The sequence below is a fragment of the Flavobacterium sp. B114r genome (assembly GCF_056824125.1).
Window position 1 is genome coordinate 4,474,091 of sequence record NZ_CP124858.1, and the last position, 23,642, is coordinate 4,497,732.

The following is a 23,642-nucleotide window of genomic DNA, read 5'->3' on the forward strand; positions in this document are numbered from 1 at the left end:
CTAGTGTGATTTGCTTCACCTATTCGCTATCACTCGGGTCTCCTTCGTAGAAAGGACAAAAATGAGAATAAATCTACGAAATAATAAAGATTATAAATTATGAAAAATACCATCTTCTACGGAATTGCTGTATTGGCTAGTTTTACATGCAACGCACAAATAACCCTAAATGCTGACGGTCCTGATGGAGTTGGAACTTACGAATTAATTACAAATGCATTAGCACCAGGAACAAAAAACGGTGCCGTAGAAGCTCCGGATGCTATTCACCCAAGTTTTGGACGCCATATTACGGAAGTTTTCGATAACGATCTAAAAAAATACGTTTTCGAATTTAACCTTCATGTGAGCAACACACCTCCCGACAATGAACCCGTAAAGGGCAAGACGGACAGGCAACGTGTCGAAATAAAATCATTCGAACCTTCTCCTGATAATCTAAAGGGAACAAGGGGCGAAACAGTACAATACAAATGGCGTTTTAAAGTGCCTGTAGGATTTAAACCTACTTCGGCTTTTACTCATATTCATCAGATTAAAGCGGTAGATGGCGATGAAGGCAATCCTTTGTTTACGCTAACTTTGAGAAAAATGCCAAATGGTTCAAGCAAATTAGAACTCATTTATGTAAAAGACCAAGCCACAGAAATGATAAAATATCAAGCTATAGATATGTCTCTTTTTGAAGGCGTCTGGGTTGAAGCTACAGAAACTATTACAGTTGGTCTGCAAGGAACATATGCAATAACCATAAAAAAAGTGAGCGACGGGGCTGTTTTATTGGAGTATAGCAATTCTGATATTCAAACGATTCGTTCTGCCTATACTTCGAAAACGGGAACTGCCTATACAGCAAATTCTTTTATAAGACCTAAATGGGGAATTTACCGCAGTTTGAAAGATATCTCCAATATGAGAGACGAAACCATCCGGTTTTCGGATTTTAGTATACAGGAATTAGCTGCCTCATCTAAAAAAAACAAGTAGGTCTGAAAGCATAAAAATATTAAAAAATAAAATTTACCCAATGAAAAAATTAATTACTCTTTTACTATTAACAACTGTCTTTATCGGGCAGGCACAAAACCTGATTTCAAATGTTCCAAACCGAACGACAACTTCTTTAAACGGCGTTTGGAATTATATTATTGATCCTTATCAAACGGGCTTCTACAGCTTTCATCTTGATCAGTATGACAAACAAGAAAAACCATCGACTGGTGCTTTTTTCAATAATTATCATGCCGTAAACAAACAGGAATTGGTAGAATATGATTTTGATAAATCGCCTAAAATAAATATTCCTGGCGACTGGAATTCGCAGGTTCCGGAACTAAAGTATTACGAGGGAAATATTTGGTTCAAGAAATCATTTGATTATGATTTGAAGGATAAAAAACGTCTTTTTGTCTATTTTGGCGCGATTAATTATAAAGCAGATGTTTATTTAAACGGTAAAAAATTAGGAACTCACGAAGGTGGTTTTACCCCATTTAATTATGAAGTAACTTCAATAGTAAAACCAAAAGACAATTATCTGGTTATTAAAGTGGATAATACCCGTCATAAAGAAGATGTGCCAACAATTAATACCGACTGGTGGAATTACGGCGGAATCACGCGTGATGTAACTCTTATCGAGGAAAACGGATCGTTTGTTGAAGATTACAACATTCAGCTTAAAAAAGGAAATACCGCTTTGATTTCAGGTTTCGTAAAAATCAATAATTTTAATTCGACGCAAAATCAGGTAACGGTTTCTATTCCTGAATTGAAAATCAATTACAAAGGAAAAGCTGGTGCGGACGGAACTGTAAATTTTGAAATTCCGTCTAAGAAAATTTCCTTATGGTCTTCGGAAAATCCAAAATTATATGAAGTTATAATTGATTATAACGGACAAAAACTAAAGGATAATATTGGTTTTAGAACAATTGAAACACAAGGAGACAAAATTCTATTGAATGGTAAACAAATCTTTTTACGCGGTATTTCGATTCATGAAGAAAATGCAAAAGGCGGACGTGCCAATTCTGAGGAAGATGCTTTGCGCTTATTAAGCTGGGCTCAGGAATTGGGTTGCAATTATGTTCGTTTGGCCCATTACCCGCATAATGAAAACATTATCAGACTTGCCGATAAATTAGGATTAATGGTTTGGGAAGAAATTCCGGTGTACTGGACAGTTGAATTTACCAACGAAAAAACATATCAAAATGCACAGGATCAATTGACAGCTGCCATAACGAGAGACAAAAACAGAGCTTGCATTATTATCTGGTCAATGGCAAATGAAACTCCAATATCTGATGCCAGAAATACTTTTATCAAAAATTTAGTGACACATACAAAATCACTGGACAATACCCGATTAATTAGTGCTGCGTTATTGACGCACAATGTAAACGGAGTTGGAATGATTGATGACGAGATTGGAAAATCTCTTGACATTATTGCTTTCAATCAATATTTAGGCTGGTATGGTGGTAATTTAGAAAATGCCGAAAAGACGTTTTGGGATACACCTTATAACAAACCTGTAATTGTTTCTGAATTTGGCGGAGATGCCAAACAAGGATTTCACGGAGAAAAAAACGAGCGATGGACAGAGGAATATCAGGAATACTTGTATATTCAAAATCTGAAAATGATCGAAAAAATACCTCATCTTAGCGGTTTAAGCCCATGGATTCTGGTAGATTTCAGATCTCCAAAACGATTGCTTCCGGGAATTCAGGACGGATACAACAGAAAAGGACTGATCTCCAACGATGGTAATAAGAAGAAAGCTTTTTATATCATGCAGGATTGGTATGCCAAGAAGAAAAAAGAATAATAAAAATTAAGAACTGTTAGCAATTCATTAACAAAAAACAAAGTGCAATGGTATGATTTTTATTCATTATTAACTTACTTTGTAGTTATTCTAAAAATTGTAATCATATGAAAAAATTAAGTTTACTGGTAGTTACTTTATTTGCTGCCTTTACAGTTCAAGCTCAGGATGTGGTAAAATTTGCTCCACTTGATGCAAGTCCGGTTGATATTTCTTATTTCCCAAACAAGGCAGTAAAGTTCAAAAAAACCGATGCTCCAAATCCTGTTATCAAAGTTATTTATGCAAGACCTTCTGTAAAAGGGCGTACTATTTTTGGTGACTTAATTAAGTTTGGTGAAGTTTGGAGAGTTGGTGCCAATGAAAATACTGAAATCAAATTCTACAAAGCAGTTACGATTGATGGTAAAAAAGTTCCGGCTGGAACCTATAGCTTGTTTGCTATTCCTGAAAAAGACAAATGGACAATCATTATCAATAAAGAACTTGATTTATGGGGAAATTATGCCTACGATGAAACTAAAGATCTTTTGAGAGTTTCAGTTCCTGTAAAACCAGTTTCAACAGTAATCGAAGCATTATCAATTGCTTTTACAACTCAGGGATCTGTTACAAATCTTGTAATTGGATGGGATAAAACAACAGTTGAAGTTCCGATCACAATTAAATAATTGTTTAGCATAAAACATACATACCAAGAGACACTTAATCAAATTAGTGTCTCTTTTTTTATTGGTCAATTAAAAAAGATATTTCCTTAAATAGAAATAATTCCCATTACCATTGCCGTTTTTACCGCTTCGGTAGTGTTGGCCACTTTCATTTTCTCTATTATATTTTGCCTGTGACGGCGCACGGTATAAACTGAAATATTCAGCTGTGCTGCAATTTGTTCGCTGTTACTTCCTTTGGCAACAAGCCTCAGGATTTCAAGTTCTCTTTTAGTGAGTAATGTTTGCTCATAATGCTTGTATTTTTCGATTGCAATAACGTCACCGGTTTCAATGTTTACTATTTTGCCATCAATTCCCAAGCGTGGCTGAGTGTCTGCTGACGGGGCATAGAGACATAAGGCCAGCCAGATGCTCCCGTTGCTGAAACTTTTCAGGTAAATTGTGCGGTGGTTGATATAAGCACAATTCTCGATTGTATTTTGAGTTCGTATCCTGCTTGATGTACTATATTTATGACTGTCCTGAAAAGGCAGACTTTTGAGGTATTGAAAATAATTTAATTCTAAAATGTGACGTTCAATTAAATCATACGGATTAATTTTGGTAAAAATACACTCTTCAAAAGCAGAATCGATAACAGAGTTTTCAGAAGGCAATCCAAATACTTTTCCGAAATTACCTGCATAAATATAACTGCAATCTGCCTGAAAATCAGACAATACTGCCACACACTGATCAAGGCTCACATAACCTGCTACTAATTGTTTGAATTTTTCTATATCATCGCATTCTTCGATCGAAAATGTTTGTTCTAATAAAGTAGCTGATAATTGATTCCCGACGGATACATTTGACATAAATGGAACTTAAAATGGTTAATTTTACGTATTGCGGCTTTTGGAAAGCAGTAGTATTTTTGATAAACTAAAAATATAATTTTTCTATTAAAAAAAAGCCTTTTATGAAATCAAAATTTTATGGTCTCTGCATTTTATCAGGATTAACTTTGTTTCCTAGCTGCGGGAACAATAACCAAAAAGAAGCAGTATCACCAACTTCACAAAACAGTACAAAAGTAGATTCTGCCTTTGTCAATGGCAGTCCTTGCGATATTAAACTTCCTAATATTCATTTTACAAAAGCAGTAAATGGTGCAGATACGCTTGCAAAAGCAGATGCTAATGGTAAAGTAGTATTTCGCGCTGGCGAAAAGAAAGATTATTTTTCTGATCCCAACGGTGAACTATCCAATAATAGCGCTCCTATCCTACTGTCGAAAGTGGATAATACAAAACCTTTTACTTTAATATCTAAAGTAACACCTGAATTTACAGAGAAAGGATTGTACAATGCCGGTGTTTTATATATTTATGTGAATGACAATTTTTATCAGAAATTCTGTTTTGAGCAGGACGAGCGCGGCAATCATCGTGTTGTAACGGTTCGTACGATTGGAACATCTGACGATAACAATCATGATGTTGTCAAAAAACCAACGATCTATATGAAAATATCCTCCGATACCCGTACTGTAGCAAGTTATTATTCTCTGGATAAAAAAAACTGGCAAATGGTTCGCTTGTATAAAAACAACTATCCTGCAACGATCTGGATGGGAATTAGTACACAATGTCCTGTAGACAAAGGAAGTCAAAGTATTTTTGAAGAAATTACTCTGGACCAAAAAAGTGTTACCGATTTTCGAATGGGAAATTAGTTCCAATAAAAAAGAGGCTGTCTAAAAATAGACAGCCCCTAACATTAAATAAAACAAATTAATAAACATCAAAATTTAAATTGAAATGTATCACTTTATTTCAATCAATTTTGGTTCTTTTTGTTTTGCCTGTTCCTTTTTAGGAATGGTAAGATTTAAAAGCCCATTTTCATAGTGGGCATTTATATAATCTTCATCCACAACATTTGGCAATTCAAAACTTCTATGGAAAGACTGATAACTAAATTCACGACGATTGTAGCTATTATTTTCCCCTTTATCTTCTTGACTAACTGATTTCGTGCAGGAAATCGTTAGCAAATTATTATCAAGTGAGACATTAAAGTCTTTTTTATCAAGTCCCGGAGCAGCAACCTCAACCTCGTAATTATCATCTGTTTCTTTGATATTTATAGAGGGTACGGTTGTAATTGTGGAAGAAAAATTACTGTTTCCCCAATTAAAAAGCTCACGGTTCAAAAAATCTTCGAATAATCCAGGAAGTGATGGGGTATTGTTCCCGTTTTTTCTGATACTAAGCATGATTTCTACTTTTTAAACAGTTATACATTAAATTAATTTTCCTGATAACGTTATTACAAAACAAATACCAAAGCAAAAAAACTGCCATTTCTTCAGAAACAACACTCTAAGGATTAGGTAAATATGAAAAAATGTCATTTTTAATAAACACAATTTACCAAACAGATATTTCAATTTTTAGTATAAAAAAGAGTTAAAGCTTAAAAAACTTTAACTCTTTTTACTTTATTAAAAAAGCAGTTCTATTATTCATTTAATGATAATGAATAATCTAACTTCGATTTTATTTTTTCCCTTTTACTATTCAGCAAAAAAATCTTATCCGGATTATCAGCAGAGTAACCATAAAAAATTTGTTCTGATTGGGGTTTATCGTAATTCAGCACATAAATCGTTCCGTCAGGATCATTTCCTAATCCTCTTTCGAGATTGAAATTGCCTTTTTTTTCTAATTTTTTTTCAGGTGCTTTTCCTTTATAAATAGTCGACAACTCAAATTTATGGCTTTCCATCGTACCATCTCCTCTATAAATTTTTAATACTGTTTCAATTCCCTCGCAATCAGCACATGGCAACAATCCTTCGTACACAGCAACTTCATCCTTACTCTCGTCATTTGTAGTATCATTATCTACAACATTGGCGGAATGCTCAGGAGTTTCTTCCTTTTGTTTTGAATTACAAGATAATAACTGAAAAGCAACAAGGAATGCTAATATTAAATTTTTCATGATATAAACTGTTAGAACATAAATATAAGAATATTCCTGTATTAATTCTTCTCTTTAACTTTTCTTTCATACTTATATTTAAAATAAAAGTAAATAAACAAAATCCAAAATCAAATGTACTTCGTGCCTTATCTCCTTTTCTTATCTGGTTAGCAGTTCATTATTTCATTAAACTGTATGATTTATATGATGAAGTTTTGTATTTTTATCTGTAGCAAAATAAATTATAATTAACTAAAATAAAACTACATGGGAAAATTTGTAATTACTAAAAGAACCAATGGCGAATTCCAATTTAATTTGAAAGCAGGTAATGGCCAAACCATTTTAACCAGCGAAGGTTATACTACAAAAGCAGCTTGTACAAACGGAATCGATTCTGTAAAAACCAACTCTCAGGATGATGGTCGTTTTGACAGAAAAGAAGCTAAAAACGGAAAACCGTATTTTAATTTAAAAGCCAGCAATGGTCAGATTATTGGCTCAAGCGAAATGTATGAAAGTGTTTCGGCAAGAGAAAACGGAATTGAATCTGTAAAGAAAAATGCACCTGATGCCACTACAGACGATCAGACAGTATAAATAAAGTTATAGCATAAAAAAGGGCTGTTTCTTTGAATAGAAACAGCCCTTACTTTTATTGACCAAAATCAATTATTTTATTGCATTCACTCCAGTATGTGTCGGAACCACTTGTTTTATAGTTCCATCCTGATTAAACTCTAGTTTGTCTATGCAAACTTCACGATGAAAACCTCCGGCATCACCCATTTTTATTCCCGTTGGGTAGGAAAATCGATGGTAAACAATATACCATTCGTCTTTATTGGGTAATTGCAAAACTGAGTTATGTCCTGTTGCATAAATACCCTCAGCTGAATTTCCTTGTATGACGATATTGTTTTCCGGAATCTCAATTGGTCCCAAAGGCGATTTCGAAATTCCGTATCTCACTTTATAATTTGGGCTTCTGGTATCGTCTTCACTCCATAAAAAATAGTATTGCCCGTTTCTATATAGTACATATGTTCCTTCGCGATATGTCTTATCTACTTTGATCACTTTTGTACTTCCTTTTTTGATCGAAACCATATCAGGGTTCAATTCGGCTACAGCCATGTACATATTGCCCCAATACAAATAACTTTTTCCTGTTTTAGGATCTGTAAAAACATCCGGGTCAATTTCCTGACCGTCTTTTATCCCTTCAGGCCTGGTGTTTACCAAAGCTTTTCCGCTGTCTGTAAAAGGTCCGGTTGGATTATCAGATGATGCAACGCCAACTTTTTGGGCTGCTGTGAAATAATAAAAATACTTGTATTTTCCCTTTATTTTTTTCTCTGTAATGCAAGGTGCCCAGGCATTTCGATTGGCCCAGCTTACATCTTTTCTAAGATCCACGATAATTCCTTCGTCTTTCCAATCTGTTAAATTATCTGATGAGAAAGTTTTGAAATAATTTCCCGACCATCCATCAAATCCATCACTTGTTGGATAGATATAATATTTCTTCGTTTTGTTTGAATATAAAATCTCAGGATCTGCATAATAACCTTCTAAAACCGGATTATTATTTAATTTTGGAAATTTTTCAGGCATTCTCCATTTCGCAGTAAGCTTTTTTAATTCAGATCTGGTAATTGGCAAAATTGTTCCGTGACGCGGATTAAAATCCATTGAAATATCGTTGTCAATTACCGTAAAATTTTCAAGATCCTTCGTTTTTGTAAACTGATATTTTCCTTTTGTATAGACATCATACATTAAAATATAATCATCAGAGTTATTGAGTTTAAAAACACTTGAACCTTCAACTCCATCTTTTGTTTGTTGCAGGTAATTGTCATTTTCAACCCATTTTCCAGATGTTAGATCCGTTGTTGTGGCTACTTTTATTCCTGCTTTCTCCGTTTCGGTTTTATAGAAAAGATGATATACTCCATCTTTTTCAATAATATCTCCGTCAATACACGCTCTTTCAGACTTTGGTACAAATAAAAGTTTCGGAGCACTTTCTAATGCTGTGAAATCCTTATTTGCATAAGCGTAATAAATTTTATCCGGACCTCCGGCATATTGCAAACTAAAGTAGACAAGATACTTTCCTGCTTTTGCATCATAAATGGTTTGTGGTGCCCAAACTCGTTTTAAATTTTCATTTCCCGTAAAAGCCGTTTGAATGTTAACCAAACTACTCTCCCAATTGACAAGATCTGTACTTTTTAGTAAAATCATGGCTCGATTACTGTCCCAGCCTTTTGACGAAGTCATATCAGTTAAAACCATATAAAAAGTTTTACCATCATCGCCACGTAAAATATGAGGATCACGAACGCCTCCCGTTGAGCTGATCGTTTTACTATCAATAACAGGTTTATTATTGTTCAGGTGATAATAATGATATCCATCAGCACTAACGGCGTAATGTACTGCTTCTTCTTCGACATTATTTCCTGTAAAATAAACGAACAAGTAAGCGGTTAAATCTTTATCTGCAATAGCAGGCGGTGTTCCTTTTGGTGTATTCTGCGCTTGTAATAAAGTAAAAAACACTAAAAATAATCCGAGGCTAAACTGTATTTTTTTCATTATTTTTTACTTTTTAATTGGTATAAAACTGAACTGTGCGGTTTAAGTGTTGCTGAAATCGCTGCCGACGCAATATTTGATTTTTCACCCGTCCATATATTAGAAACCTGAACCGAACCCGAAATTCCAAGGTCAGAAAGATTTACTGAAATATTTTCTGTTGCAGTATCTGAGATATTGAATAATGCCAAATAAACACTGCCGTCTTTAAGATTTTTTGAGATCACGGCAATTTTTCCATCTTTCTGAAAAAGCTGTTGTACATCTGTACTTTCTTTGTGCATTTTTACCACTTCTTTATTGGTTAATAATGATAAGGTAAAAGCATCGTTGCTTGGTAAATCTCCACCAAAAAACAAAGGAGACTTAAAGATATTGAAGAAAGTAATCAGTGTATATTGTTCATCTTTGGTCAAACGGGACATTCTGTCTTCTCCACGTTCTCCTCTTAACGAGATACGCCCTAACGGAATCATATCACAGTCCGGCCATGCTCCGGGTGCAATATAAGGGTACCATTTTTGAGCAACACTCATCAAATGTGTAATGTGTGGCCAAGTGTCCCAAACATCATCAACCATACGCCACATGTTTGCATGATTTGTTACGTGCGCAGCGGCTTCTATAGGCGTTTCTCCCGGTGATGTGCTCAGTACGATTTTACGTCCGCATTTGTCAATCGCATTTCTGATTAAGTTGATTTCTCCTTCGTGATATGGTCTTGATAAATCATCAATCTTGATAAAATCTACGCCCCATTGTGCATATAATTCAAATAATGAATCATAATATTCCTGTGCTCCGGGTTTATCGGCTACAATAGTATAATTGTCTCTTAACCATTCGCACTGCAAGGCTGTCGTATAGATTTGATCCGCTGTGATTCCGTTTGCTCCTTTTATTGGCAATTTGTCTTCAACCGCTTTTTTAGGGATTCCACGCATGATGTGAATTCCGAATTTCAATCCTTTCTTGTGAATATAATCTGCTAAAGGTTTAAATCCTTGTCCGTCTTTTGCTGATGGAAAACGATTTAGCGCAGGTAGATATCTTCCGTACTGATCCATTACATAACGCGGATCTTTCTGGTTGTATCCTCCTGCTTTGTCATTTTCTACAAACCATCTGATGTCAACCACAACATATTCCCAACCAAACTTTTTTAGGTTTTTTACCATATAATCGGCATTGGCTTTTACTTCGTGTTCTTCGACAGTCGAACCATAACAATCCCAGCTATTCCAACCCATTGGAGGCGTTTGTGCCCATTGTTTGAATTCGCCTTTTTTGAATGTTGTCGTTTGTGCCTGGGTTGAAACCGATACTAAAACAACTCCTATCGCAAGCGCAATTGTATTTTTTATTTTCATGTCAATCTGAATAAATGTGAATACTACATTTTAAATATAATAAACTTTTGAATGGTATATACAATTAACCTGTCGCTTAACAAAAAATGTGAACAGATTAATTATTTATAACATTGCATTGATTAGACCTAACAGGTTTTAAAAACCTGTTAGGTCTTCGGTTCCCATTTTCTTATTTTACATTTATCGTAACCTCAACCGGTTTTAACCATTGACTTGTAAACGTTACTTTTATCGGCTGCGCTTCTCCGGTTGCCTGAATATAGGCTGCAATATGACCGTGATACACTCTCTGAACGTTATCAGTATAATCCGTCATATCGCTGTTGTTTCCAGCTTCCAGTCCTAATAAAACTCCGGGACCGGTGATAGTACACGTTACTTCATTGTCTGAAAGCATTACCGGCAAACCATTTTGATCCTGAACCTGAACCATGATTTTAGCAACTCCTTTGTCTTTTGTAATGATGATGTTTTTATCTGCAATTGCCAATTCAACAGGTTGTTGAGTTGTTGTAATCGAATATCTGCTTACTTCCTTATCATCTTTGCTTAAACCAACCGCTTCCAATTTTCCTGCAGCAAATGGAATATCCCAATAGATAATTCCTGTTTTTTGGTCGTATGCTTTTGTCTCACCAACTACTTTTCCGTTTAATTCTAAACGGGCTTTTGCTGCATTGGTATACACTACTACTCGGATTTTTTCACCTTGAGTATAATTCCAGATGGCCCATGCATCTTTAGAAATATCTTTTACATCTTTTAATGGATAAGTTCCGACATAAGTCATTGGTTTATCTGACCAAAGTGACTGACGGAAATATCCTCTAGGTTTGATTACTCCCGCAAAATCAACCAATCCTGAATAAAATCCTCTTGAAGGCCATCTTCCTGATTCTCCTAAATAATCGATCCCTGTCCATAAGAATTGACCGAAGATATGTTTGTTGTTTTTTACCGCCAACCAAGGTTCCATATCGTGCACATTTTCACTTCCAAAAATAACTCTGTTTGGATATTTTTCGTGATCTGATTGGTATTTACTTTCGGTATAATTGTATCCTGTAATGTCTAAAACTCCTGGATATTCTGTTTCGTTCGACATCGCAACACCCGCTAAGCCTGCAGTTGTTGGACGTGATTCATCGTATTTTTTTACTGCAGCAACCAAACGTTTTGCAATTACTCCAAGACGCATCGCATCCGGAGCATCTTTTTTATAACCGCCATAAGCCGCTTGTCCAAAACCTTCTTTTCCTTTGTCCAGAACCGGATGAGAATACGGATCATTTGGATAATCTACTTCATTACCAATACTCCATGCAAAAACCGAAAGATGGTTTCTGTCACGGCGCACAAAATCTTCAAGATCTTTTTCGCCGTAGTCTGCAAAAATATCAAACGTGCCTTCGAATCCCGGAGTTCCGTAATTCCAGCCTTCCAGCCATTTACGTTTTGGGAATTCCCATTCATCATAAGCTTCGTTTAAAACCAATAATCCTAACTCATCGCAAAGTTCGTAGAAAACCGGGGCTTGCGGATTGTGGCTCGTACGAATGGCATTTACACCTATTTCTTTTAGTGTTTTCAATCTTGTTTCCCAAACTTCTCTTGGTACTGCAGATCCTAAAACTCCTGCGTCATGGTGTAAACAAACCCCTTTCATCTTCATCCATTTTCCGTTTAATGCAAAACCATTGTTGGAATCGAATTTGAAATCTCTGAAACCTGTTTTCGTAACCGTTTCATCTATTAGTTTTCCGTCTTTGAAAACAGTTGTTTTAAGCTGATATAAATTCGGATTTTCTAAATCCCATAATTGTGGATCTTTTACATTTATTTTAGTCGAGATTTTTTCGTTTTTGTTCGCAGCAACGTCTACTTTAGTAGAAGATTTTTCAACAGATTTTCCGTCTTTTGAGATCAGTTCATTGATAACGGTAAGAGTTGATTTTACAGCTGAACCATTTTCTACCTCAACCTCCACATTCAACGTTCCTCTTCCTTTTTTTACTTCAGGATAGGCATAAACTCCCCATTGTGCAATATGAACCGGATTTGAATATACCAACCAGACATCACGATAAATTCCTGATCCTGTGTACCATCTTGAATCAGCACTCTGACTGTGATCTACACGAACCGAAATGGTGTTTTCTCCACCATATTTTACATACGGCGTGGCATCATAAGCAAAAGAAATATAACCATTTGGACGTTTCCCTAATGAATGCCCGTTGATAAAAACTTCGCTTCTGTTGTACACTCCTTCAAAATATAAATATACTTTTTCGCCTGTTTTATTTTGAGGAATCGTAACCGATTTGCGGTACCAGCCAATTCCGCCGGGCAAGTAACCGGTACAACTTGCCAAAGTTGGGCTCAATTGTCCTTTTACGCTCCAGTCATGCGGTACACTTACTGATTGCCATTTGCTATCGTCGTAAGCTTGTTTTTGAGCCTCCGGAGTATCCTGAAGATTGAACTTCCAGTTGTTATTGATTTTCTTTGAATCTCCAAACGAGATCTGACTGAATGCAGACAAACACGAAAAGAGAAATACGGGTAGTAAGATCTTTTTTTTAAACATTTTTTTTTAAGGTTCTAAGTTGCTAAGCTTTTGTTATTTTTTAGTTGTTATTTTTTTGTTTCAAGTTTCAAGTTTCAAGTTTGAACTATGACTGAAAACTAATACTCCATCTCCCCCACAAAAGTCACTATCGATTTTGCGGGAATTTCGAGATTATCGATTTTCTGGCTATTTCCTCTTTTTAAATTTGAAGTATCAGAAGTTGTATAAGGCGTAAATACATCATTTTTTATTACTCCTTTCGATAAGTCAAACTTGTATTTTTGGGCTGATTTCCCACAATTTATGGCAACTACGATTAGCTTTTTGTTTTCGACATCTTTGTAAGCGGTTAACATTACATCTTTTGCAGCCTCAAGATCATTTTGGTTGGGAATATCGACTCTCAGCATTCCTGGACGTACGAACAAAGAATAATTTCCTAAAGCCCAAAGCAATTTTGAATCGTGAAATTCACCGTCATTCTTCACATAATCCGGCGCTGTTCCTCCGTTGCTTTTGCCATCGTCGAGATAAATCAAACCGTCTTTATAATCTACTCGGGTGATCGATGTCCACCATTGCCACGAAGCGGCATTGGCAACGGCAATATCATTATGAATCAAACGTGCTACAAACAAAGCGGTTTGCATTCCTAAATCCCTGCCTCCTCCTGAGCCTCCCGGAATCTCTGCTTCTCCGGGATTTTCTAAGATACAATATTCAGACTGCCAATATTTTAGTCCCGGATTTTGTTTAATGTTCGCTGCAATTAATTTTCGGCTTAAAACTTGTTTCTCGATTGGCCAGGTAGTAAAATAACTGTGTCCTAAAATAACGGTTTTTACATTCGGTAATTTTGAAACGTTTGTTTTTGTTTTTCCAAAGAAATAATCGATTTGCTTGTCGCGGTTTTCGTTATTTACATTTTCATATAAATAATCGATTTGGGCGGCTTCAGCAATGACGATTTCTGTACTCATTTTATTGGCTTTGAGTTTTCCTGAAAGTGATTTGGTCAAATCATAAATTTCCTGATTCGTAGCCGGAGTTCCTTCCTGGCTATTGGTATCGCCGTCTTTTGGCATCCACTCCCATTGTGGTTCATTAATTGGACTTATATAGTCAAATTTAATTCCTTCTTTCTTTTCCAAACCCTGAATACTTTGAACTAAAAAATCGGTAAATTTTGGAATTGCACCGTCTTTTAGATTCAGTTTATTCTTTTGACTTGCAAATGATAATCCGTTTCTGGTCATATAAACCGGCGGACTATTGGTAAAAATCAGGAATTTTTCGACACCACGTTTTTTCGCCGCTTGCAAAAACCATCTTTGTCCTTCTTGTTTATTGAAATCGTAAGTTCCGTCAGCTTGCAGAAAAGATTCACTTCTTCTCCATTGGTCTGAAACTTTACTTTTTTCGCCTTGTTCTGTGCTTCCTGATCCCAGATTAAATCTCCAGATCGAAAGCCCGATTCCTTTAGGATTTCCCTGTGCGTCAATTTCTTTACTAAAAAGCAAATCTGCCATAGCATTCTTTTTTTGATCCGGCCAATTTTTACCTACAAACTGGCATCTCCAGGCATCAGAACCACCAAAACCATCCATGGTTTGCACTACATTATCCGTGCTAATGGTTACGGTTCGCTGTGCATATGACAGCGAACCCATGACCAATAAAAGCGAGATGTATACTTTTCTCATTTATTCTTTTTGTTTTTCAACCGCTAGCGCGCTAAGTTTTTGCAAGGTTCGCAAAGTTTATTATCAGTTTTGCGAACTTTTGCGGTCTTTCTTTGTGTCCTTGCGGTTAATTTTTACTCTTATTTATAACTCCCCACATAAGTCACAATTGACCTGGCCGGAATTTCAAAATTAGTAGCCTCTACAGCAGTTCCTTTTTTCAAACTCAAGGCGTCAGAAGTTGTATAAGGCGTTAGTTTATTATCTGTTAAAGCACCACCTGAAAGATTCATTTTATAGGCTTTTCCCGATTTGCCAACGTTAACTGCTACAACTACTAATTTTTTTGTTGCGGCATCTTTGTATGCAGTTATCATTACACCATTCACCGAAGTGGCATTATCTACGCTTGGAACCTGAACTCTTACCATTCCTGGTTTTACGAAAAACGAGAAGTTTCCTAAAGCCCAAAGTGTTTTAGCATCTCTGACATAACCGTCGTTTTTGCAATAATCCGCATTTCCTGCTCCGTTGCTTGAACCGTCATCAACATGAATTAATCCGTCTTTATAATCTCCACGGCTAATCGCCGTCCACCATTGCCATGACGAAACTCCCCCAACAGCAATGTCAGTGCTAATAATACGTGCAGTCCAAAGTGCGGTCTGAATCCCAAGATCCCTTCCCGGACCTGCTCCACCCGGTAATTCAGTTGTTCCCGGAGTTTCTAAAACACAATACTCTGATGACCAAAGGCTTAAACCTGCCACTGATTGCGTTTTTGTTCCAGCCAATTGTCTTGAATATACCAATTCTGTCAAAGGCCATGCCTGCCAATAGCTGTGTCCTGAAATGGTTTTCTTTACGTTGGGTAATCCTGCAATATTTTTAGCCGAATTTACCCCAAAGAAATAATCGATTTGATTCGATCTGCTTTCTTTACCTGAAACGGTTTTATATAAATGCTCGTAAGCGGCTGTTTCTCCTACTACAATCTCAGAACTCAATCCTTTTGACTGTAATTTTGGAGATAAAACTTTTACAAAACTGTAGATATTAGTATTGGTTGCCGGCGAACCCTCTTGTCCTGAACCGTCCCATTCGTATTGTGGCTCATTAAACGGAGATACATAATCGATTGTTAAACCTTGCTCTGATTTTAGTTTATCTAAAGAAGTGGTCCAGAAATCAGCTAAATCTGACCATTTTCCATCTTTTAGATTATAAAACTCTTTAATCGATGCATGTGCTTTTCCGTTTTGTGTTAAATACACCGGCGCACTGTTGGCGAAAGCCAGCAATTTCTCTAAACCACGTTCTCTGGCTGCTTTCATAAACCAAACCTGACCGGCTTGTTTGTTCATATTATAGCTAATTCCATCAGTGGTAAAACATTCTGTACGTCGCCACTCATCTGTAATATCACTTGCTTCGCCTTGTTCTGCACTTCCTGAACCAAGATTGAAACGCCATAATGATAATCCAATTCCTTTTGGATTTCCTTCTGCATCAAGCTCCTTACTGAATAGTAAATCGGCGATTTTATTTTTTTTATCCGAAGGCCAATTTTTACCAATAAAATTACATTGCCACGCATCAGAAGCGCCAAAGCTTTCCATCGTTTGAAGATTGGCATCCAGATTAATACTCAATTCAGCTGTAGTATTCTCAGTATCTGAATTTCCGTTGTTTTCTGAATCACAGCTTACTAAAAATGAGTTAGCTAAAAGTAAGCCTGCACATAGCAGACTTACTTTATTATTGTTTATTAATCTCATTTTAATAATTAGGGTTTTGAGTTATTACTCCTCCACTTAAATCAATTTCTAACTGTGGTATTGGCCACAATAAGTGTTTTGCAGGATTAAAATTGATTCCTTTATCCTGAGGTTCCCTTAAATTGGTTGTTTCATAAGGATCTGTAGAACTTAGATTGTATTGTACAAAAGTTCCGTTAGGCCCCATTAAGGATTCGATAACCGGTCTTCCTGTATTGGGATCTTTTTCACGACGGATGTCAAACAAACGCAATCCTTCGAAAGCCAGTTCCAGACGACGTTCTTTGTAGATTTGTCGCAGTAATGTTGGTCCTGATAATCCAGTTTTAGGATCCAATTTTACACGGGCTCTGATAATATTGATATCTCCCAAAGCATCTGCTCCAGTATGATAACTTGCTTCTGCTCTAGTTAAATACATCTCTGCCAAACGAATCAACGGAATATTCAATGGTAAATGATTGTCTTTTTTATCTAACGCACGGCGCGTAGCTACAGGGATATAATATTTACGAATAATACGTCCTGATTTATTATCATTTAAACTGAATTTATGGGTCGGGTTTAAAACCTCATCACCGTAAGCGGCTTCTCCCCATTTTGTAATGGTACTTCTGCGGCGAATTATATCATTTTCAGAAAGGTAGGCATTTTCAAGATCGCTGGTTGGCATACACCATCCCCATCCATCAAGAACATCCTTGGTATCATTACTTGGAAAATTTTTCTTGTCTTCTCCTCTGGCCCCTGCCAAAGTTGGTAAAGCAGCTCCCAAATCTTTGTCTTGTACAGATGAAGATTGCGCTTCTAAAATAGATTCAACACCGTTATGATTGTTCACATTCCAGATATTAATGAAATCCGTTTCTAAAGCAAAAGGCCCTTCTGTAATTACTTTGTTGGAGTACAATCTGGCTTCTGCCCATTTTTCCTGAAATAAGGAAACACGTGCCAATAAAGCATAAGCCGCCCATTTATTGATTCTTCCGTTTCTTGCTACGGGAGTATTTTCTAATTTTGAAGCAGATTCTTTAAGATCAGCTTCAATTTGAGCGTAAACTTCTACAGCAGGACTGCGTTGGAGTTTTAAATCTGCGGTTCCAAGTGATTTTGTATACAAAGGAATCGCTCCAAAAAGGTTCACTAATTCATAATAACAATACGCACGAACAAATAAGGATTCGCCCATATACTGATTTTTCTGAGCATCAGAAATTGGCGAAACCGCCATTTTCTCTAAACCAATATTTGCCGATTGAATGGTGTAATAATGCGCTGTATAAATACTGTTCATATCTCCCATATTATCCGGTGTAATCAAATATTGCGAAGCTGGTCTGTGTGCACTATTATCCTGTCCTGTGTTTCCCATCCAGGCATCATCGGTAGACATTTCGTTGGTCACTCTTGGTGCAACCAAAGCATACCAATCCTTTGCCAGTAATAATCTTTGTGTTAATTCATTGGCATAGTTTTCACATTCCTGTGCGGTCTTAAAGTAGTTTTCTAAAGTTTGAGTTCCTCTTTGGTCTTTTTCAATAAAATCACTGCATGAAACTGCAATTAGAGAAAAAGCTAGTATTGATAATATCGTTTTTTTCATGTTGTTTTTTATTAAAATGCTACATTAAGTCCCATCAAAATGGTTGGCTGAACCGGATAATTCCATCCTCCAAAACCTGACCCTTTCACTCTGTCATCTTTTTTCTCATCACCACCTGCAACTTCAGGATCTACTCCGGTATATTTTGTCCAGGTCCATAAGTTCTGTCCTGACAATGAGATTCTCAATTTATCTAAACCAAATTTATTGTAGAATGAAAATCCAAACTGTAAATTTTTCATGCGAACAAAAGATCCATCTTCAACATAAAAAGAAGAGAATTTTGTGAAATTTTCATTGTTATCGTCTTTAGACAAACGCGGAACGTAATTGGAAGTTCCTTCGCCATGCCATGCCATTTGCTCTAATCCGCTTACTTTATTTGTTAAGCTTGCACCGTTGTATAAATCTTTAATGTTTTCGTTGACGATATCATTGCCAATACTTGAATAGAAATTCGCTACCAAATCAAATTGCTTGTAGGCAAAAGTCAGATTTAGACCAACATTATAATCTGCCCATGGAGAACCAATTTTTGTACGGTCTTTATCGTCTATTTTTCCGTCACCGTTCACATCTTTAAAACGGATATCCCCAACCTGAGCATACGGCTGTAATTTTGTTCCGTGCTCGTCTGTATGAGCATTCAATTGTGTTTGATTCTGGAATAATCCGTCCGCTACATATCCGTAAAAATATCCTGGTTGTTCCCCTTTTACGGTCAATGTTCTGTTTCCTGCTCCGTAAAGTCTTTCTCCTTCAGAGGACAATGAAAGCATTTCTACGTTTACTGTGGTAAAAGTTACATCTACTCCATAACTAAAGTCTCCTTTTTTGTCTTTATATGAAACCAACAAATCGATACCGCTGGATTGCATTGAACCTACGTTTGTCCAGATTGTCGAATAATCAGGAAAACCACTATAGGTTGGAAATTGTTTTTTGAACAACATATCATTTGTTTTCTTTTGATAGTACTCTAAAGATCCTGAAAGTTTGTTTTTCCAGAATCCAAAATCAAGTCCAAAACTGATATCTTCAACAGTTTCCCATTTAATGTCTTTGTTTGCCATTGAGGACGGGAATGAAGTATCTGCAATAATACCTCCTATTGGATAAAATCCCTGCCCTATATTCGATTGATAAACCGCTGCAGGTAAACCCTGATTACCTACTTTACCCCAACCTGCCCTGAATCTTAAATCACTTAATACCTCTTTTGCAGGTTCCATAAATCCTTCGTTTAAAATTCTCCATGAAACAGAAGCGGAAGGGAAATTTGCCCATTTGTTATTGGTCATGAATTTAGAAGAACCATCACGTCTGAAAGTCCCTGTGAAATAATATTTATTGTCATAGTTATAAGAAAAACGCGAAATGTAAGACATCAATGAATTCGACCAGCTGTTTCCCTTACTATTACGGTTTTTGGTAGCAGCATTTACTTCTCGCATCTCTTCTGAATTGTTAGGAACACCTTCTCCGTATCCCCAAAGATCATTGCCATTGTACTCTTCCATGGTGTTACCAATCATCAAAGAGGCATTGTGCTTCCCGGCAAATGATCTGGTATAAGTAGCAGTATTTTGCCATGTCCAGTCTACATTTGTCGTGTTTGTTCTTTCTACACTATTAATCTCCGCTTTTTCATGCGCTGCATCAATTACAAAATCAGGTTTGAAAATGCTTTGTGTTTTATCTCCCACTTCAATAGAAGCCTGCGTACGAATCACCAACCCTTTGATAGGCTGATATTGTAAATATCCGTTTGTATTTAAGTTGTACTGATCTGTAAAATCATCATAACGTTTTACGGCTGCAACCGGATTCCAAACATAAGACGGAGAACGTGCATAAATGCTGTATTCATTTTCTAAACCGGTTAATTGATCTGCCGGCTTATAAATTGGCGTAATTGGATCAATTTTATCAAAATCAGCCCAATTGTTAGGAGCACCCCAAGTTTCATAACGAGGATTTAAGGTAATTCCTGCGGAGAATTTATCTGAGAATTTAAAATCATTATTGATTCTCATCGTGATTCTTTCCCATCCACCAACTTCATAAATAGATTCTGAGTTATAATAGTTTAAACTTATCGAATAGGTATGTGTGTCAGAACCCCCGCTAACTCCAAGCGAAGCATTGGTTACAGGTGCACCGGACTTGATTCCCGCTTTCCACCAGTCTGTCGTTTTTCCATTGTACTGAGACGGGTTTGGCAAATAATCAGCATAACCTGAATTATTATATGCCTTATTCATAATGGTAGCGTAGCTTTGGGCATTGGCCATATTATAAGGATTGTTCATAATTTGCATACCCGAGCTCATATCAAAATTGAATCTGGTTTTTCCTGCTTTACCTTTTTTGGTCGTAATCAAAATAACTCCGTTAGAAGCACGTGAACCGTAAATAGCACTTGCAGAGGCATCTTTTAGAACCTCCATAGACTCGATTTCGTTGTTGCTTAAAAAGTTAATGCTTGTTCCCATCGGAATTCCATCAATCACATAAAGCGGATCTGTACTAAGATTTACAGTCGAGATACCGCGAATTAAAACTCTTGGCTGCGCTCCCGGACCACCTTGTCCTGTAACCTGAACCCCCGCAACTTTACCTTGCAAAGATTCGGCAACATTACCTACAGTCATCGTTTGAAGTTCTTTTCCTTTTATCGAAGAAATAGAACTGGTTACATCGCTCTTTTTTACGGCAGCATAACCTACCACAACAATCTCATCAAGAACCTGACTGGATTCCTCAAGGGTAATATTAAGAACTGTTTTGTCCCCAACAGCAACTGTTTTATTGGCAAAACCAATAAAAGAAAATTCAATCTGAGCATTATTACTAGGAACAGAGATGGTGAAATTACCATCGAAATCTGTAGCTCCTGTTGTAGCAGTTCCTTTTACTGCTACGTTCACTCCCGGAATTGGCACATTGCCTTTATCCTTAACAGTTCCTTTTACTGTTATTTGTCCAAATGTTGCGACGCTGCACAACAGGACAATAAATAACCATATAAATCTATATTTCATCTTACGATATTTTTTAATTAAATGTTATAGCACTATAACAACTATTTTTTTGTGATAAAGACTCTCTCCAATTCCGTATCCAACACTACTTTGTAAACTCCCGGAGCTGCCGGATATTTACCGTTTCCGTTTTCTCCCGGTGACATTGTAGCAATACCATTTTTGATTAATCTCCAGGACGGACTCCACCATTGACCGGTAAAAGTCGCTTCCATAGTACCTGTCAAAGTATACTCTCCAACTAATTGGTACGGGTTATTTGGGTTATTAGCCAGGTGTAATCCTGTCTGAGCCCATGCTGTCCAGGTATCCCAGTCAGCCCCCTGAATTCCGGCCCCGCAAACACTCACAAAAGGTTTTCTTTTTGCTTCTTCGTCATGCCATAATCCGTTAGCAACATCAGCCCAGACTTTGCTTGAAGGCGTATATTTGGTTGCAGTATATTTTAGGGTATTCGGATTTACTTTGATTACATAATATCCTTTGGTTGGTAAAATAATTGGTGTCGAAGCAACATCATCCACTAATTCTCCTAAAGGATTTAATCCAAAACAATGAGGGGCGAAATCAGATTCCTGACCTAAGAAATAAATTTCCTTATTGTCTTTATCCGTATAATATTTAAATTCGAAATCTTGTCCGTTTTTATCATGAAAATACATGGGTACACCCACTGCATCAGTAGTAAGGTTAGTGCCTTTTGGCTGATCGCACAGATAAATTGCCGGATATTCATTTGTAGCAACAACATTTACGTTTAATGTTCCTGTATTTGGAATCGCAAATTTGTCTTTCGCCGTAATGGTTAATACATAATTATCAGCCGTTACAGGTAATGTGTAGATTTTACTAAAGCTATACGATTGAGGCGCATCTGTTAATTGCACTTTTTCGTCGATACCTAAAGCAGCACATTGAATTTGAATATAATCGATTCCTGAATCGTCATTTACAACAAAATTCACAGGCATTTTATTACTGGTCGACAATAAAATTACGGCTCCTTCTTTTGGAGTAATCATGGTGATAGATGGTGCAGCAAATTCTCCGTCAAGACGTAAATTGATCTCTTCATCAATTGCATTACCTGACACATCGGTAATAGTCAGTTTTATTTTGAAAGCTTCTGAGGTTCCTTTGTTAGCAGGAACTTCGAAGAAATAGCTCAAATCATACTTTGTCAGTAAGGGATCTGTTGCAAAAGCAATGACTTTATCCAATGCTAATTCCGGGATTTGAATTCTCACGCTTTGTAATCCCAAATCATCAGCCAAAGCGGCTTTAATTTCAAATTTTCTACTTGGTGCTCCGTAAATTTCCTTTGTTGATACAACAACAGTAGGATTATCAGAACTTGGAAAACCAGATTCATTATTTTGACATCCAGTAAGGACAGCAAAAACAGCAAGAAAAAATAAAAATACATTTTTTTTCATTTTTTGATTTTTAAGGTTGGTTAGTTAGTTTATTCTAAAAGTGATCGTGGTATTAATCATGAAGGTTACTTTGTGTGGTTATTATTGCTTCTGCATTTAGGGAAAACAGAATAACATTGATTATCTGATTCTTTTCATATTATTGGGTTTGGTTAATGGTTTTATAATTAGTAAATGTGATAATGTCATAATGTGTCAATTAGATAATTTGATAATAAAAACTGTGCTAATTTTTTAATTGACAAATTGAACAACTACATTAATTATCTAATTGAATAACTCTTTATTTTAAACCCGCAGCCTTCACTGCGGGTTTGATAAGTATGTAGGTAAAACCAACTCTTACTAACCTATTTTAAAGAAGGCTCAATTCCTTAAAAAGACAAAACTTATCTTAAAACAAAAACACTTATTCAATGAATAGTAAACCACTTAAATGATTAACTATCACTGCAAAGAAATGTCTAATTAACACTTTTAAGGAGGGGTAAAATGGAAAAAAAAGGAGGTCAAAATTGTAATTAACTATTATTTTGGATTAAAAATTAAGGAGTACAAAAAAATAACTACTTATTTTTGAATTATATGCAATCACGAAATAAAACAGCATCTTCAATTCTAAAACGTTTGCGGTTTCTTTGAGTACCTCTTTATCATACCGAGAGTTCTGTTGTCATCTTCGATCGAAGGGAGACTCGATAGCGGACAGACAAAGTAAATCGCATTACAAATTCAGCAAAGAGAATCGTCAGTTTTTGTGGAATTACGAGTGTGATTTACTTTGTCTGTTCGCTATCGGCTCGAGTCTCTCTTCGGTCGAAATGAACAAGATTGTGATCAAATCTTGTCGAAATGAAATATTAAACGAAAACATTCTTATGAACATGATTTCCCTAGCCCCGATAGAAGTGGAAATCCTTTTGTTCCGGGTTTCGGAACAAAAGATTGGAGCAGATAGCTGGATTAGCTCCTGAAAAAAAAGATTTTGTTTTATCATAGAAATCGAAATGACAAGATTGGGTATTTGAAATGCGTAGAATGAATTAATTCATTTAAAAAAACAT

16 protein-coding genes are annotated in these 23,642 nt (G+C 36.2%); 5 read left to right on the forward strand and 11 right to left on the reverse strand.

What is annotated here, in order from left to right:
* Nucleotides 1–99: 99 nt before the first annotated feature.
* The 3 genes from QLQ94_RS18800 to QLQ94_RS18810 all read left to right on the forward strand — a co-directional run bounded on the left by QLQ94_RS18800 (nucleotide 100) and on the right by QLQ94_RS18810 (nucleotide 3,507).
* Nucleotides 100–987, forward strand: a complete 888-nt coding sequence (locus QLQ94_RS18800; RefSeq protein ID WP_482498142.1) for a T9SS type A sorting domain-containing protein — start codon at nucleotides 100–102, stop codon at nucleotides 985–987.
* Between the two features lie 40 nt (nucleotides 988–1,027).
* Nucleotides 1,028–2,836, forward strand: coding sequence for a glycoside hydrolase family 2 protein (locus QLQ94_RS18805; RefSeq protein WP_427402477.1), 1,809 nt, complete (start codon nucleotides 1,028–1,030; stop codon nucleotides 2,834–2,836).
* Nucleotides 2,837–2,943: 107 nt separating this feature from the next.
* Entirely contained in the window at nucleotides 2,944–3,507 is a 564-nt protein-coding gene (locus QLQ94_RS18810) for a DUF2911 domain-containing protein (protein WP_271335932.1), read from the forward strand.
* Between the two features lie 86 nt (nucleotides 3,508–3,593).
* Here the strand turns inward: QLQ94_RS18810 and QLQ94_RS18815 are convergent, their stop codons facing one another.
* Nucleotides 3,594–4,367 (reverse strand): response regulator transcription factor, encoded by a 774-nt coding sequence (locus QLQ94_RS18815; protein WP_271335931.1) that lies wholly within the window; start codon nucleotides 4,365–4,367, stop codon nucleotides 3,594–3,596.
* A 104-nt stretch (nucleotides 4,368–4,471) separates the two neighbouring features.
* On the opposite strand from QLQ94_RS18815, the gene QLQ94_RS18820 reads away from it, so the two are divergent.
* Complete coding sequence (locus QLQ94_RS18820) at nucleotides 4,472–5,227, forward strand: DUF1349 domain-containing protein (RefSeq protein WP_427402478.1); 756 nt, start codon at nucleotides 4,472–4,474, stop codon at nucleotides 5,225–5,227.
* Between the two features lie 90 nt (nucleotides 5,228–5,317).
* Here QLQ94_RS18820 and QLQ94_RS18825 read toward each other — a convergent pair whose 3' ends face one another.
* On the reverse strand, nucleotides 5,318–5,770 hold the full coding sequence (locus QLQ94_RS18825) for an Hsp20/alpha crystallin family protein (RefSeq protein ID WP_271335929.1): 453 nt from the start codon (nucleotides 5,768–5,770) through the stop codon (nucleotides 5,318–5,320).
* A gap of 245 nt (nucleotides 5,771–6,015) precedes the next feature.
* Nucleotides 6,016–6,501, reverse strand: a complete 486-nt coding sequence (locus tag QLQ94_RS18830) for a copper resistance protein NlpE (RefSeq protein WP_271335928.1) — start codon at nucleotides 6,499–6,501, stop codon at nucleotides 6,016–6,018.
* A gap of 249 nt (nucleotides 6,502–6,750) precedes the next feature.
* Here QLQ94_RS18830 and QLQ94_RS18835 point away from each other — a divergent pair, with 249 nt between their 5' ends.
* Nucleotides 6,751–7,083 carry a YegP family protein gene (locus QLQ94_RS18835; RefSeq protein ID WP_271335927.1) on the forward strand — a complete coding sequence of 111 codons (333 nt, stop codon included), beginning with the start codon at nucleotides 6,751–6,753 and terminating at the stop codon, nucleotides 7,081–7,083.
* Nucleotides 7,084–7,155: 72 nt separating this feature from the next.
* Here QLQ94_RS18835 and QLQ94_RS18840 read toward each other — a convergent pair whose 3' ends face one another.
* The 8 genes from QLQ94_RS18840 to QLQ94_RS18875 form a co-directional block, all read right to left on the reverse strand.
* Nucleotides 7,156–9,090: a glycoside hydrolase family 43 protein gene (locus QLQ94_RS18840; RefSeq protein ID WP_271335926.1), complete on the reverse strand. Its 1,935-nt coding sequence runs from the start codon at nucleotides 9,088–9,090 to the stop codon at nucleotides 7,156–7,158.
* Nucleotides 9,090–10,460 carry a glycoside hydrolase family 27 protein gene (locus tag QLQ94_RS18845; protein ID WP_482498145.1) on the reverse strand — a complete coding sequence of 457 codons (1,371 nt, stop codon included), beginning with the start codon at nucleotides 10,458–10,460 and terminating at the stop codon, nucleotides 9,090–9,092. The genes QLQ94_RS18840 and QLQ94_RS18845 overlap by 1 nt, the downstream gene beginning before the upstream one ends.
* Nucleotides 10,461–10,632: 172 nt before the next feature.
* A complete protein-coding gene (locus QLQ94_RS18850; RefSeq protein ID WP_271335924.1) occupies nucleotides 10,633–13,053 on the reverse strand; it encodes a glycoside hydrolase family 2 TIM barrel-domain containing protein in 2,421 nt (806 codons plus the stop codon).
* A gap of 98 nt (nucleotides 13,054–13,151) precedes the next feature.
* Nucleotides 13,152–14,738, reverse strand: coding sequence for a glycoside hydrolase (locus QLQ94_RS18855; protein WP_271335923.1), 1,587 nt, complete (start codon nucleotides 14,736–14,738; stop codon nucleotides 13,152–13,154).
* A 119-nt stretch (nucleotides 14,739–14,857) separates the two neighbouring features.
* Nucleotides 14,858–16,495, reverse strand: coding sequence for a glycoside hydrolase (locus QLQ94_RS18860; protein ID WP_482498147.1), 1,638 nt, complete (start codon nucleotides 16,493–16,495; stop codon nucleotides 14,858–14,860).
* Between the two features lies 1 nt (nucleotide 16,496).
* Nucleotides 16,497–18,098 carry a RagB/SusD family nutrient uptake outer membrane protein gene (locus QLQ94_RS18865; protein WP_271335921.1) on the reverse strand — a complete coding sequence of 534 codons (1,602 nt, stop codon included), beginning with the start codon at nucleotides 18,096–18,098 and terminating at the stop codon, nucleotides 16,497–16,499.
* Between the two features lie 11 nt (nucleotides 18,099–18,109).
* Nucleotides 18,110–21,142 (reverse strand): SusC/RagA family TonB-linked outer membrane protein, encoded by a 3,033-nt coding sequence (locus QLQ94_RS18870; RefSeq protein ID WP_482498150.1) that lies wholly within the window; start codon nucleotides 21,140–21,142, stop codon nucleotides 18,110–18,112.
* Nucleotides 21,143–21,183: 41 nt separating this feature from the next.
* Nucleotides 21,184–22,578 (reverse strand): hypothetical protein, encoded by a 1,395-nt coding sequence (locus QLQ94_RS18875; protein ID WP_271335919.1) that lies wholly within the window; start codon nucleotides 22,576–22,578, stop codon nucleotides 21,184–21,186.
* Between the last annotated feature and the right edge of the window lie 1,064 nt (nucleotides 22,579–23,642).

Coding starts and splice junctions, on each gene's coding strand:
- QLQ94_RS18800 (WP_482498142.1), top strand. CDS start 100: ATGAAAAATACCATCTTCTACGGAATTGCTGTATTGGCTAGTTTTACA.
- QLQ94_RS18805 (WP_427402477.1), top strand. CDS start 1,028: ATGAAAAAATTAATTACTCTTTTACTATTAACAACTGTCTTTATCGGG.
- QLQ94_RS18810 (WP_271335932.1), top strand. CDS start 2,944: ATGAAAAAATTAAGTTTACTGGTAGTTACTTTATTTGCTGCCTTTACA.
- QLQ94_RS18815 (WP_271335931.1), bottom strand. CDS start 4,367: ATGTCAAATGTATCCGTCGGGAATCAATTATCAGCTACTTTATTAGAA.
- QLQ94_RS18820 (WP_427402478.1), top strand. CDS start 4,472: ATGAAATCAAAATTTTATGGTCTCTGCATTTTATCAGGATTAACTTTG.
- QLQ94_RS18825 (WP_271335929.1), bottom strand. CDS start 5,770: ATGCTTAGTATCAGAAAAAACGGGAACAATACCCCATCACTTCCTGGA.
- QLQ94_RS18830 (WP_271335928.1), bottom strand. CDS start 6,501: ATGAAAAATTTAATATTAGCATTCCTTGTTGCTTTTCAGTTATTATCT.
- QLQ94_RS18835 (WP_271335927.1), top strand. CDS start 6,751: ATGGGAAAATTTGTAATTACTAAAAGAACCAATGGCGAATTCCAATTT.
- QLQ94_RS18840 (WP_271335926.1), bottom strand. CDS start 9,090: ATGAAAAAAATACAGTTTAGCCTCGGATTATTTTTAGTGTTTTTTACT.
- QLQ94_RS18845 (WP_482498145.1), bottom strand. CDS start 10,460: ATGAAAATAAAAAATACAATTGCGCTTGCGATAGGAGTTGTTTTAGTA.
- QLQ94_RS18850 (WP_271335924.1), bottom strand. CDS start 13,053: ATGTTTAAAAAAAAGATCTTACTACCCGTATTTCTCTTTTCGTGTTTG.
- QLQ94_RS18855 (WP_271335923.1), bottom strand. CDS start 14,738: ATGAGAAAAGTATACATCTCGCTTTTATTGGTCATGGGTTCGCTGTCA.
- QLQ94_RS18860 (WP_482498147.1), bottom strand. CDS start 16,495: ATGAGATTAATAAACAATAATAAAGTAAGTCTGCTATGTGCAGGCTTA.
- QLQ94_RS18865 (WP_271335921.1), bottom strand. CDS start 18,098: ATGAAAAAAACGATATTATCAATACTAGCTTTTTCTCTAATTGCAGTT.
- QLQ94_RS18870 (WP_482498150.1), bottom strand. CDS start 21,142: ATGAAATATAGATTTATATGGTTATTTATTGTCCTGTTGTGCAGCGTC.
- QLQ94_RS18875 (WP_271335919.1), bottom strand. CDS start 22,578: ATGAAAAAAAATGTATTTTTATTTTTTCTTGCTGTTTTTGCTGTCCTT.